10 protein-coding genes are annotated in these 12,040 nt (G+C 68.6%); 9 read left to right on the top strand and 1 reads right to left on the bottom strand.

Translation table 11 applies throughout. From position 1 onward, the window contains the following. The first annotated feature begins 70 nt into the window (after positions 1-70). From BTZ20_RS25135 to BTZ20_RS25105, 7 genes are all read left to right on the top strand, one after another. A complete protein-coding gene (locus tag BTZ20_RS25135) occupies positions 71-832 on the top strand; it encodes a MerR family transcriptional regulator (RefSeq protein ID WP_077043225.1) in 762 nt (253 codons plus the stop codon). 130 nt (positions 833-962) lie between these two features. Next, positions 963-2,210: a UDP-galactopyranose mutase gene (glf, locus tag BTZ20_RS25130; protein WP_145982413.1), complete on the top strand. Its 1,248-nt coding sequence runs from the start codon at positions 963-965 to the stop codon at positions 2,208-2,210. Next, positions 2,207-4,129: a glycosyltransferase gene (locus BTZ20_RS25125; protein WP_077043223.1), complete on the top strand. Its 1,923-nt coding sequence runs from the start codon at positions 2,207-2,209 to the stop codon at positions 4,127-4,129. The genes glf and BTZ20_RS25125 overlap by 4 nt, the downstream gene beginning before the upstream one ends. A gap of 13 nt (positions 4,130-4,142) precedes the next feature. Further along, positions 4,143-4,679, top strand: coding sequence for a phosphatase PAP2 family protein (locus tag BTZ20_RS25120; protein ID WP_223263854.1), 537 nt, complete (start codon positions 4,143-4,145; stop codon positions 4,677-4,679). Next, positions 4,676-5,581, top strand: coding sequence for a decaprenyl-phosphate phosphoribosyltransferase (locus BTZ20_RS25115; protein ID WP_077043221.1), 906 nt, complete (start codon positions 4,676-4,678; stop codon positions 5,579-5,581). The genes BTZ20_RS25120 and BTZ20_RS25115 overlap by 4 nt, the downstream gene beginning before the upstream one ends. Positions 5,582-5,630: 49 nt before the next feature. Further along, positions 5,631-7,619 carry a flagellar motor control protein ZomB gene (gene zomB / locus BTZ20_RS25110; protein WP_223263853.1) on the top strand — a complete coding sequence of 663 codons (1,989 nt, stop codon included), beginning with the start codon at positions 5,631-5,633 and terminating at the stop codon, positions 7,617-7,619. 284 nt (positions 7,620-7,903) lie between these two features. Further along, positions 7,904-8,899 (top strand): alpha/beta hydrolase, encoded by a 996-nt coding sequence (locus BTZ20_RS25105; protein WP_077043219.1) that lies wholly within the window; start codon positions 7,904-7,906, stop codon positions 8,897-8,899. Positions 8,900-8,951: 52 nt separating this feature from the next. Here the strand turns inward: BTZ20_RS25105 and BTZ20_RS27005 are convergent, their stop codons facing one another. Beyond that, positions 8,952-9,563 carry a hypothetical protein gene (locus BTZ20_RS27005; protein ID WP_077043218.1) on the bottom strand — a complete coding sequence of 204 codons (612 nt, stop codon included), beginning with the start codon at positions 9,561-9,563 and terminating at the stop codon, positions 8,952-8,954. 72 nt (positions 9,564-9,635) lie between these two features. Here BTZ20_RS27005 and BTZ20_RS25095 point away from each other — a divergent pair, with 72 nt between their 5' ends. Both BTZ20_RS25095 and BTZ20_RS25090 read left to right on the top strand, forming a co-directional pair. Beyond that, on the top strand, positions 9,636-11,354 hold the full coding sequence (locus tag BTZ20_RS25095) for an alpha/beta hydrolase-fold protein (protein WP_083742848.1): 1,719 nt from the start codon (positions 9,636-9,638) through the stop codon (positions 11,352-11,354). Positions 11,355-11,503: 149 nt separating this feature from the next. Beyond that, positions 11,504-12,037: a DUF732 domain-containing protein gene (locus tag BTZ20_RS25090; RefSeq protein WP_077043993.1), complete on the top strand. Its 534-nt coding sequence runs from the start codon at positions 11,504-11,506 to the stop codon at positions 12,035-12,037. The last annotated feature ends 3 nt before the right edge of the window (positions 12,038-12,040 follow it).

Genomic DNA, 12,040 nt, shown 5'->3' with positions numbered 1-12,040 from the left:
TGACGCAGCGTCAACCTCCATTCTTGTCCTGTCGGATCGCACCGACACCGACGAGCGGAGGAATTCTTCGATGGCAGGGGAATGGTCGATCCAGGACCTGGCCAAGGCGGCCGGGACCACCAGTCGCACGCTGCGCCACTACGGCGAGCGGGGACTGCTGGAACCGAGCCGGATCGGCGCCAACGGGTACCGCTACTACGACCAGGACGCCCTCGTGCGGCTGCAACGGATCCTGTTGCTGCGCGAACTCGGCCTCGGCCTCCCGGCCATCGCCGAGGTCCTGGCAGGCGAGCGGGACACGGCGGCCGCGCTGGGCACCCACCTCGGCCTCCTCGAGCAGGAGCTCGGCCGGGTGCGACGGCAGATCGAGTCGGTGCGGACGACATTGCGGAAAACGGAAGGAGGTGAACAACTGATGGCAGAGGAAGTTTTCGACGGCTTCGACCACACCCAGCACAAGGACGAGGTGATCGAGCGCTGGGGCGAGCAGGCCTACCAGTCCAGCGACCGCTGGTGGCGTGGCCTCACCGGCGATCAGCGTCGGGACTGGCAGGCGGCGTTGGCCCAGCTCAATGCCGACTGGATCGAGGCCGCGACCTCGGGCGCGACGCCCGACGGCGAGCGGGCGCAGGATCTGGCCCGTCGCCACGTCGAGTGGCTCGGCGGCATCCCCGGCACGCCGGGGTGCGGCGCTGCCCCGGACAAGGAGTACATCCTGGGCCTGGGTGAGATGTACGTCGCGGACGAGCGCTTCGCCGCGAACTACGGCGGAACGCATGGCGCGGTCTTCGTCCGGGACGCGTTGACCGTGTACGTCGAGCGCGGCCTGTAGGTGAAGAGGGCGTGAACTCCGGCTGCAGACGGAGTTCACCCCGGCCAGCTGGCCGCCGGATCGTCTGTGATGATCGACGCGGCCCGCGTGTGACGTACCACCCGGCAGCCACGGGTTGCCCGGGACCTCCATGTCAGGTCCGATACCCTGGTTGCCCGTGACCTCTGAAACCCCAGGCCCCGCCACCTCCGGCCAGTACGACCTGATCATCGTCGGTTCGGGATTCTTCGGACTGACCATCGCCGAGCGCGCCGCGACCGAGCTGGGTAAGCGGGTCCTCGTGCTGGACCGTCGCCACCACCTCGGGGGCAACGCCTACTCGGAGGCCGAGCCGGAGACCGGCATCGAGGTGCACATGTACGGCGCGCACCTGTTCCACACCTCGAACAAGCGGGTCTGGGACTACGTCACCCAGTTCACCGAGTTCACCGGCTACCAGCACCGCGTCTTCGCGATGCACAACGGGCAGTCCTACCAGTTCCCGATGGGCCTCGGCCTGGTGTCGCAGTTCTTCGGCCGTTACTTCAGCCCCGAAGAGGCACGCAAGCTGATCGCCGAGCAGTCCGCCGAGATCGACAGCAAGGACGCGACCAACCTCGAGGAGAAGGCGATCTCCCTGATCGGGCGCCCGCTGTACGAGGCGTTCGTCCGGGATTACACCGCCAAGCAGTGGCAGACGGACCCGAAGAACCTGCCCGCGGGAAACATCACCCGGCTGCCGGTCCGCTACACCTTCGACAACCGCTACTTCAACGACACCTACGAGGGCCTGCCGGTGGACGGCTACACCGCGTGGCTCGAGAACATGGCCAAGGACGAGAAGATCGAGGTCCGGCTGAACACCGACTGGTTCGACGTGCGGGACGAGCTGCGGGCCGCGAGCCCCGACGCCCCCGTCGTGTACACCGGTCCACTGGATCGCTACTTCGACTACTCCGAGGGCGAACTGGGCTGGCGCACCCTCGATTTCGAGACCGAGGTGCTGCCGACCGGCGACTTCCAGGGCACCCCGGTGATGAACTACAACGACGCGGACGTGCCGTTCACCCGCATCCACGAGTTCCGGCACTTCCACCCCGAGCGCGAGTACCCGTCGGACAAGACGGTCATCATGCGCGAGTTCTCCCGCTTCGCGGAGAGCGAGGACGAGCCGTACTACCCGATCAACACCCCGGAGGACCGCGAGAAGCTCGAGTCCTACCGGGCGCGGGCCAAGGCGGAGACCGCACAGAACAAGGTGCTGTTCGGCGGGCGCCTGGGTACCTACCAGTACCTCGACATGCACATGGCCATCGCGAGCGCGCTCAGCATGTTCGACAACACGCTCCGGCCGCACCTCGAAACCGGTGCGCCCCTCGGAAACGGGAACGGCGCATGAGCCCCCGGCACCTGATCGAGGCGGACGAGCACGCCGGCGACGAACTCGAGGTGCTCGGCAAGGCCCTGCTGCAGCGGGTCATCCTGCCCCGGCCCGGTGAGCCCCTGGACGTGCGCACCCTCTACCTGGAGGAGGCGACCACCAACGCAAGGCGCGCGCACGCGACATCGCGGACCTCGCTGTCGATCGGCGCCGAGTCCGAGGCCTCGTTCTGCACCTACTTCAACGCCTTCCCGGCCAGCTACTGGCGCCGCTGGTCGATCCTGACCTCCGTCGTGCTGCGCCTGGAGCTGTCCGGTCACGGTCGGGTGGATGTGTACCGCTCGAAGGCCGACTCCTCCCGAATCCACGTGGAGGGCAGGGAGTTCCAGGACGGTGACGCCGCGCTGGAGTTCGAGGTCGAGCTGGCTCCGTTCGAGGACGGTGGCTGGATCTGGTTCGACATCACCTCCGACAGCGAGGTGGTGCTCGAGAGCGCAGGCTGGTATGCCCCGATCGAGGCGCCCGGCGAGGCCAGCGTCGCTGTCGGCATCCCGACCTTCAACCGGCCGACGGACTGCGTGAAGGCGCTCACCGCCCTCGGCTCCGATCCGCTGGTGATGGACGTGGTCAAGGCCGTCATCATCCCCGACCAGGGCACCCGCAAGGTCCGCGACGAGCCCGGTTTCACCGAGGCCGCCGCTGTGCTCGGGGACCGGCTCGCCATGCACGACCAGGCGAACCTCGGCGGCTCCGGCGGCTACAGCCGGATCATGTACGAGGCGCTCAAGACGACCGACTGCCAGCAGATCCTGTTCATGGACGACGACATCGAGATCGAGCCGGACTCGATCCTGCGCGCGCTGGCGCTGTCCCGGTTCGCCAAGACCCCGACGCTGATCGGCGGCCAGATGCTGAACCTCCAGGAGCGCAGTCACCTGCACTCGATGGGCGAGGTGGTCAACCGCGGCATCTTCATGTGGTCGGCCGCCCCGAACGTCGAGTACGACCACGACTTCTCGCAGTTCCCGCTCAAGGACCGGGAGAACTCGAAGCTGCTGCACCGCCGCATCGACGTGGACTTCAACGGCTGGTGGATGTGCATGATCCCGCGCCAGGTCGCGGAGGAGATCGGCCAGCCGTTGCCGCTGTTCATCAAGTGGGACGACGTCGAGTACGGCCTGCGGGCCCGCGAGGCCGGCTACCCGACGGTGACCATGCCCGGCGCGGCCATCTGGCACATGGCCTGGTCCGACAAGGACGACGCCATCGACTGGCAGGCGTACTTCCACCTGCGCAACCGCCTGGTGGTGGCCGCGCTGCACATGCCGGGCAACGGCAGGGGCATGGTCGTCAACACGGTCAAGGCCACCCTCAAGCACCTGCTCTGCCTCGAGTACTCCACCGTCGCGATCCAGAACAAGGCCATCGCCGACTTTCTGCAGGGGCCGGAGCACATCTTCGAACTGCTTCCCACCGCGCTCGGCGACGTCCGGGCGATGCGGGAGGACTTCCCGGACGCCGTCGTGCTGCCGTCGTCCACCTCGCTGCCGCTGCCCTCGGGCGCCGAGGTCGGCGCGGTCGGTGAGCCGACCAACCCGCTCGCGAAGCTCGTCCGCCTCGGCAAGGGCCTGGTGCACAACGTCCGGCCCGCGCACGAGCAGCACCACGAGCGCCCGCAGCTCAACGTGCCGACCCTCGACGCCCGCTGGTTCCTGCTCTCCCAGGTGGACGGCGTCACAGTCACCACCGCGGACGGCCGCGGCGTGGTCTACCGCAAGCGCGATCCGCGTCAGGCCTGGGGTCTGCTGAAGGAGGCCATGCGGCTGCGCCGCGAACTGGCGACCCGGTTCCCCGAGCTCAAGCGCGTCTACGCCGACGCGGTTCCGTCGCTGACCAGCAAGGAGAGGTGGGAGAGTGTCTTTCATTACCCGGCGTAGGCCTGAGGGCGCCCTGCTCGACGGCGCCGCGACCACCGAGTCCGCCGCCGAGGTGAGGATCCTGGGCACCATCCAGTCCACCATCGGAGCACAGCCCGGCGTCATCGCCGCGGCCCGCGGCATGTCGCACTTCGGTGAGCACGCGCTCGGCTGGGTCGCGATCGCGGGCGTCGGCGCCGCGCTCGACAAGCCCCGCCGCCGTCAGTGGGCGGGCGTTGCGGTCGGCGCGGTCGGCGCGCACGCCGCCTCCATCGTCATCAAGCGGGTGGTCCGGCGTCCCCGGCCGAACGACCCGAGCGTGGCCGTCAACGTGTCGACGCCGAGCAAGCTCAGCTTCCCGTCGTCGCACGCCACGTCCACCACGGCCGCCGCGGTGCTCCTCGGCCGGCTGACCGGGCTACCCTTGCCCGCGGTGCTGGTGCCCCCGATGCTGCTCTCGCGGCTCGTGCTTGGGGTCCACTACCCGACCGATGTGCTTGCCGGATCCGCCTTGGGCGCAGCCTCGGCCGCAGTGGTGCTGCGTGCCGAACGGAAGTTTGGAGAGAAATGAGCGAGCACCCGACCGAGGTCTCCGGGCCGCCGAAGTCGCTGCCTGCCGGGATCGTCAAGGCACTGCGCCCGCGCCAGTGGGTGAAGAACGTCCTGGTGCTGGCCGCGCCGCTCGCCGCGGGCTCGGTGACCGAGGTCGACGTGCTGATGCCGGTGGCGCTGGCGTTCGTCGTGTTCTGCATGGCCGCCTCCGGCATCTACCTGGTCAACGACGCGATGGACGTCGAGGCCGACCGGGCGCACCCGACCAAGCGCTTCCGTCCGATCGCCGCGGGGGTGCTGCCGGTCCGCCTCGCCTACGCGATGGCCGTGGTGCTGCTGGCAGGGGCCATCGGCCTGTCGTTCCTCGCCAACTGGCAGCTCGCGGTCGTGATGGCGGTGTACATCGGCATCCAGCTCGCCTACTGCTTCGGCCTCAAGCACCAGGCCGTCCTCGACATCTGCATCGTCTCGTCCGGCTTCCTGCTGCGGGCGATCGCCGGTGGCGTGGCCGCCGAGATCCCGCTGTCGCAGTGGTTCCTGCTGATCATGGCGTTCGGTTCGCTGTTCATGGCGGCGGGCAAGCGCTACGCGGAGTTGCAGCTCGCCGAGCGCACCGGGGCGAAGATCCGCAAGTCGCTCGAGTACTACACCGGCACCTACCTGCGGTTCGTCTGGACGCTCTCGGCGACCGCGGTGGTGATCTGCTACGGACTGTGGGCCTTCGAGCGGGACCAGGTCAACAACACCAACTGGTTCGCGATCTCGATGGTCCCGTTCACGATCGCGATCCTGCGGTACGCGGTCGATGTCGACGGTGGCGAGGCGGGGGAGCCGGAGGAGATCGCGCTCGGCGATCGGGTGCTCCAATTCCTCGCGATTGCTTGGATTGGAGCGGTGGGTGTCGCTGTCTATATCGTCTGACAGGCCCCACGTGGAGAACACCGAGGCCACCGAGCAGACCGGCTCCGCGATGCGGTTGCCCGCATGGCTGCCCCGCTCGGTGTTCCTCGGTGGGATCGCGCTGACCGCCGCCCTCTTCGTCTGGGGTGGCTGGGAGCGCCGCTGGATCGCCGACGACGGGCTCATCGTGCTGCGCACGGTCCGCAACCTGCTCGCAGGCAACGGTCCGGTGTTCAACGCGGGGGAGCGGGTCGAGGCGAACACCAGCACCATCTGGACCTACCTGGTGTACGCGTTCAGCTGGCTCACGCAGGCCCGCCTCGAGTACGTGGTGCTCGGCATCGCGCTGGTGCTCTCCGGTGGCGCGATCGTGCTGGGCATGCTCGGGACCGGCGCCCTCTGGCGTGGGCTGGGCCGGGGCTCCGCAGGCTCCTCTCCCGGCCCTCTGGGTCGCTCCGCAGGCTCTGCTCCCGGCCCCCTGGGTCGCTCCGCGGGCTCCGCTCCCGCCACTCTGCTGCTGCCCGCGGGCGCGCTGGCCTACATCGCGGTGCCGCCTGCGCGCGACTACGCCACCTCCGGGCTGGAGTCCTGCCTGGTCATCTTCTGGATCGCCCTGCTGTGGCTGCTGCTGGTGCGCTGGACTCAGCGCCCGCCGACCACGGCCTCGGTGCTGATCCTCGCCTTTGTCGCGGGCCTCGGACCGCTGGTCAGGCCCGAGCTGGTCATTCTCGCCGGCCTCGCCCTGCTGATGATCTTCCTGGCGCCCGGCACCTGGAAGCTGCGCGCGTCGATCGTCGCGGTCGCGGGTGCGGTCCCGGTCGGCTACCAGATCTGGCGGATGGGCTACTACGGGCTGCCCTATCCCAACACTGCGGTTGCCAAGGACGCAGGCGGCGCCAAGTGGGGTCAGGGCTTCACGTATCTGTGGAACCTGGTGGGGCCGTACTGGCTGTGGCTGCCGCTGCTCGTGCTGGCCGTCGCGGTCCTGGTGACCCGACCCTGGTCGGCCGCAGTGAATCCGGACGGCTCGACCACAGCAACCTCGGACGGCTCAGCCACAGCAACCTCGGACGGCTCAGCCACAGCAACCTCGGACGGCTCAGCCATCGTGCGGTGGCAGTCGCGGCTGCGCACCCCCGGCGCCGTGGTCGCGGTCATCCTGGTCACCGGTCTGTTGCTGATGATCTACTCGCTGCGGGTCGGCGGCGACTTCATGCACGGCCGGGTGCTGCTGCCCGTGCTGTTCTGCTTCATGCTCCCCATCGCCGTGCTGCCGATCCGAATCCCGGCCCGCGAGGACTGGGGCAAGACGCGGTCCACCGCGCTGTTCGCGGTCGGTGCTGGCGCCTGGCTGATCACCGTGATCTGGGCGATCTCGGTGACGAACTCGTCGGGCATGCCGAACGGCACCGTGGTCGGCAAGTCCGGGATCGTCGACGAGCGGAACTTCTACGCCCTCAACACCGGCCACCCGCATCCGATCCTGGCCGAGGACTACCTGGACTACCCGCGCATGCGCCCGATGGTCGAGGCGATCGCCAACACCCCCGACGGCGGCCTGCTGCTGCCCGCCGCGGCCTTCACCTACTGGGACGTGGTGCCGCCGCCGGAGCCGATCCCCGAGGGTGGCGCCGGACACACCGTCTACTTCCTCAACCTGGGCATGACGAGCATGAACGTCGGCCTCGACGTGAAGGTGATCGACCAGATGGGCCTGGCCTATCCGTTGGCCGCGCACACCAAGCGCCTCGACGACGGCCGGATCGGCCACGACAAGGCCCTCTACCCGGACTGGGTGGTGGCCGACACCGGCATGGTCGACATCCATCCCTGGCTGCCCTGGTACATGGACGAGGACTGGGTGGCCGACGCCAAGGTCGCTCTCACCTGCCCCGAGACCCAGGAGGTGCTGGCGTCGAGCCGGGGGGAGCTCACCCGTCAGCTTTTCATCCGCAATTTCAAGCGCGCCTTCGACTACGCCAAGTACCGTTTCGACCGGGTTCCGGCCTACGAGCTCCAGCGGTGCAATCTGGTGCCGCCGCCGGTGGAACCCAGATGAGCGGGTGTCGAGTAGGCCTCGCTTACTTCGTCGTGCGAACTTGTCTCAGACGTGTAACGATGGCTACCAACGGGTCGATATAGATGTCGTGTGTGCCTCGGGGAACACAAGCCGAGGCACCGTTTGTCAGTGCTCGCTGTGTGACATACGCTCCACCGAGCGCAGTGTGATCTTGATCAGTTCCACTGTCGCTTCCACATGTGGTGGGGGCGACAGAGCATGGCTTCCGCCGGATCGTCGGGCCGCTTCGGCGGGCACCGCAGAGAAGAAAGAGAGCAGTATTCATGCGTATTGGCAGACCGAGGTTTTCTGAGCGCCTCAAGCAGCGCGCCCTCGGCCTCACAGCAGCCGCGCTCGTCCTGCCGATGGCTGCAGGTATTGCCGGCACCGCCGTCGCAGGCGCCGCGCCGGTCGCGCACCGCGCGCCCGCCGGTGGTTTCGAAGAGGTCTTCGTGCCCTCCGCAATGGGCCCCATCAAGGTCCAGATCCAGTGGGCGGCCCATGGTGGCAACGCCGCGCTGTACCTGCTCGACGGGTTGCGTGCGCGCAACGACCGCAACGCATGGACCTTCGAGACGAACGCGCTCGACCAGTTCCGCAACGACAACGTCACCCTGGTGATGCCCGTCGGCGGCGAGTCCAGCTTCTACACCGACTGGATGTCGCCCTCGAACTTCAACGGGCAGAAGGGCACCTACAAGTGGGAGACCTTCCTCACCCAGGAGCTGCCCGCCTACCTCGAGACCCGTGGCGTCTCGCGTAGCAACAACGGCGTGCTCGGCCTGTCGATGGGTGGCTCGGCCGCCCTGACCCTGGCCGCACACCACCGCGACCAGTTCAAGTTCGCCGGCTCGCTGTCGGGCTACCTGAACATCTCCGCGCCGGGCATGCGTGAGGCGATCCGCGTCGCGATGCTCGATGCCGGCCGCTACAACGTGGACGCCATGTGGGGCCCGCCGTGGAACAAGCAGTGGCTGCGCAACGACCCGTTCGTGTTCGCCCCGCAGCTCAAGGGCCTGTCGATGTACGTCTCGGCCGCCAGTGGCCTGCCCGGTGCGCATGACAACCCGCGCGCGCCGATCGACTACTTCAACACCGCGAACGGCATGGCGCTCGAGGCTCTCTCCCTCGCCAACACCCGCGCGTTCCAGGTCCGCCTTGGCACGCTCGGTATCCCGGCCACCTACAGCTTCCCGGCCAGGGGCACCCACGCGTGGAAGTACTGGGAGTCCGAGCTCTGGAATGCGCGCCCGCAGATCCTGTCGGCGCTCAACGCCTGATCGACCGGCTCAGGTCGCGGCGTAAACCGATGATGCCGCCCCTCGTGCCGATTCAGGCAGCGTGGGGCGGCATCGCCGTATCCGGAGCGGACCAGCGTCGCGACCATGGGGTTCTTACCCCGCAGAAGTAACAATTGCACCACCCGTCACAGCGCGTCACCCCCTGGCGCCCGTTCCCTGCGTGTAAAAAGAGCACGGGTGTAGGTGTCGCTCGATCGAACGACACCCACACGGGCCGGGGGGAACGGTCGAGGTCCGGATCTTCCGGGCCGAGGTCACAGCACTGGGGCCAAACAGCAGAAGGAGTGTCACGGTCAGATGCGAACAGCACTGAGGAATCCGGGAACGCATCCCGGGGGAAGGCGTCCGCACCGGGCGCGCGGGGCAGGGTCTTGCGACTGCTCGCGGCCGCACTCGTGCTGCCGACCGCGGCGGGCCTGACCACCGCGACAGCGACCGCATTCGCGGCGCCCGAGGCCTCCGAGACCACGACCACGACGACCACCACGACCACGACGGCGCCGAAGGCGACCACGACGGCGAAGGTGCCTGCGGCCGAGACCCTCGAGCCGGTCGCCAGCACCACCGAGGCCGTCGCCACCACCACCGAGGCACCCGCGCGGACCACGGTGGAGCAGACCACGACGGTCGCGCCGACCACCACGCCCGAGGCCGCGCCCGCCGCTGCCCCCGGGCGCCGCAGGCCGCGCCGTCCGTCGCCCGCGCCGCCGCGCCGGTGCTGTCGATCCCAGGCGTCTCCAAGGTCGAGTGGATCACCGATCGGCGCGTTGCCCTGTGGGTGGACTCCGCCGCGATGGGCGCCCCGTTCCAGGTGCAGGTCCTGCTGGCCAGGGACTGGAACTCGCGGCCCGACGCGTCGTTCCCCGCGCTGTACATGCTCGACGGTCTGCGCGCGCGCGACGACGAGAGCGGCTGGACGATCGAGACCGACGCCGCGAACTTCTATGCGGACAAGAACGTCAACGTGATCCTGCCGGTCGGCGGCGAGTCGAGCTTCTACGCCGACTGGCTCGCGCCGGACAACGGCAAGTTCTACAAGCTGGAGACCTTCCTGATGAAGGAGCTCCCGCCGGTCCTCGAGAACGGGCTGCGGACCACCACGACGCGCGGCATCATCGGCCTGTCCATGGGCGGCACCTCGGCGATGTTCCTCACCGAGCGCAACCCCGGCTTCTTCAAGTTCGCCGGCTCGTTCTCCGGTTACCTGAGCACCACCTCGCTCGGCATGCCGCAGGCGCTGCAGTACGCGATGACCGACGCGGGCGGCTACAACGTCTCGAAGATGTGGGGCCCGCCGGGCAGCCCGGCATGGGCGGCGCACGATCCGTACACCAACGCCGAGAAGCTCAGGGGCGTCAGCCTGTACGTTTCCAGCGGCAGCGGCATGACCGGTCCCTACGATCAGCCGTCCGGGATCCCCGGAGTCTCCACCAACTACGCGGGCATGGGTCTCGAGATCCTGTCCCGTCTCAGCTCGCAGAGCTTCGCCACCAAGCTGAACAAGCTCGGCATTCCCGCGCAGATCAACTACCGCCCGTCCGGCACGCACTCCTGGCCGTACTGGCAGTTCGAGATGCACCAGGCCTGGCCGCAGGTGGCCAACGCCCTCGGTGTCGACGCCAGCGCCCCGAACTGTGGCACCAGCGGTGACATCGGCGCGCTCGCGAACGCGAACCCGTGGCTCAGCGGCTGCGTCACCGGCGAGTACGACGTCGCGGGAGGCAAGGCGCAGGACTTCCGCAACGGCCGGATCTTCTGGTCGGGCGGTACCGGCGCGCACGTGCTGACCGGCATGATCGGCGGCTCGTACCAGGCCAACGGCGGTCCTGCGGGGCCGCTCGGACTGCCCACCACGGACGAGAACGGCACCCCGGACGGCCGCGGACGCTTCAACCACTTCCAGCACGGCTCCATCTACTGGACCCCGCAGACCGGCGCGCACGCGGTCCGCGGCGCGATCCGGGACGAGTGGTCACGTCAGGGCTGGGAGCGTGGACCGCTTGGCTACCCGATCCTCGACGAGGTGAAGGCGCCGGGCAAGGACGGCGCGATCCAGGGCTTCGAGATCGGCGCGATGTATCACAGCCCGCCGAACGGGACCCACGCCGTTCAGGGCCTGATCATGAAGAAGTACGGCGAACTGGGCTGGGAGGGCGGCTGGCTCGGCTTCCCGAGGACCAGCGAGGTCCCGGTCAAGGACAACGGCCGCTTCAACGAGTTCGAGAACGGCAACATCTACTGGAGTCCCCTCAGCGGGGCCTGGTCGGTGCGCAACGGCCCGATCTTCGACGCGTGGAAGAGCCAGAACTACGAGAACGGCAGGCTGGGCTTCCCGGTTGGTGACCAGCGCGACATCGCGGGTGGGATCCAGCAGGACTTCCAGGGCGGAAACATCACGGTCCGCAACGGCAACGCCGAGATCCACAACCGTTAGCCCCCTTCGCGCACGGGCCGGTGGCCGGGTGAACCCGGCGACCGGCCCGTTCGCGTCGGTAGCCTGTTCATCGACACCCGCGTGGCCGTTGGCACCTCGTCCGCCGGGTGGGTCGCACCCGCAGATCACGAATCCGAGGACTGAACACCATGCTTGTTTCCACTCGTAACTCCCTGGCCCGTGCGCTCACGATCGGCGCGCTCGCGGCGGTCACCGGTGGGCTGCTCGCCGGGTGTGGCAGCGACGACTCGACGGCCAGCAGCACGCCAACCCTGACCACCCATTCCAAGTCCGCGCCAGCACCCGAGACCTCGATCGAGGTGCCCCCGTTCACCACCCCGGCCGTCGCCGCGACCGCGCCCCCGGAGACGCCCCAGGCGGTTCCGAGTGGGTTCCCCGGCCCCACCGAGGCCCCCGCGCTGGACGACCGTGGAAAGGCCTATCTGGACGCACTGAAGAAGGGCGGCATCGCCGTCGCCGACAACGGTGACATCGCCATCGTGACCGCGAACTACATCTGTGGGGCCAAGGTCAGCGGTGCGAACAGCGAGGAGGTCACCGCCTACGTCACCGGCATGGCGGGCGCGGAGGCCAGCATCACCGGCGCCACGATGACCCCGGAGCAGGCCGCCGCGGCCGCCCAGGTGTACATCGACGCCGCCAATACCCACTACTGCAAGTAGTCG

It is taken from the genome of Rhodococcus sp. MTM3W5.2 (assembly GCF_001984015.1).
Classification (GTDB): domain Bacteria; phylum Actinomycetota; class Actinomycetes; order Mycobacteriales; family Mycobacteriaceae; genus Rhodococcus_G; species Rhodococcus_G oryzae.
The sequence above is the reverse complement of the archived record's forward strand: the minus strand, read 5'-3'. Positions and strand labels throughout refer to the sequence as shown.

What these genes read in the sequence shown, in the direction of transcription:
- BTZ20_RS25135 (WP_077043225.1), top strand. Translation starts at nt 71, where the DNA reads ATGGCAGGGGAATGGTCGATCCAGGACCTGGCCAAGGCGGCCGGGACC.
- glf (WP_145982413.1), top strand. Translation starts at nt 963, where the DNA reads ATGTCAGGTCCGATACCCTGGTTGCCCGTGACCTCTGAAACCCCAGGC.
- BTZ20_RS25125 (WP_077043223.1), top strand. Translation starts at nt 2,207, where the DNA reads ATGAGCCCCCGGCACCTGATCGAGGCGGACGAGCACGCCGGCGACGAA.
- BTZ20_RS25115 (WP_077043221.1), top strand. Translation starts at nt 4,676, where the DNA reads ATGAGCGAGCACCCGACCGAGGTCTCCGGGCCGCCGAAGTCGCTGCCT.
- zomB (WP_223263853.1), top strand. Translation starts at nt 5,631, where the DNA reads ATGCGGTTGCCCGCATGGCTGCCCCGCTCGGTGTTCCTCGGTGGGATC.
- BTZ20_RS25105 (WP_077043219.1), top strand. Translation starts at nt 7,904, where the DNA reads ATGCGTATTGGCAGACCGAGGTTTTCTGAGCGCCTCAAGCAGCGCGCC.
- BTZ20_RS25090 (WP_077043993.1), top strand. Translation starts at nt 11,504, where the DNA reads ATGCTTGTTTCCACTCGTAACTCCCTGGCCCGTGCGCTCACGATCGGC.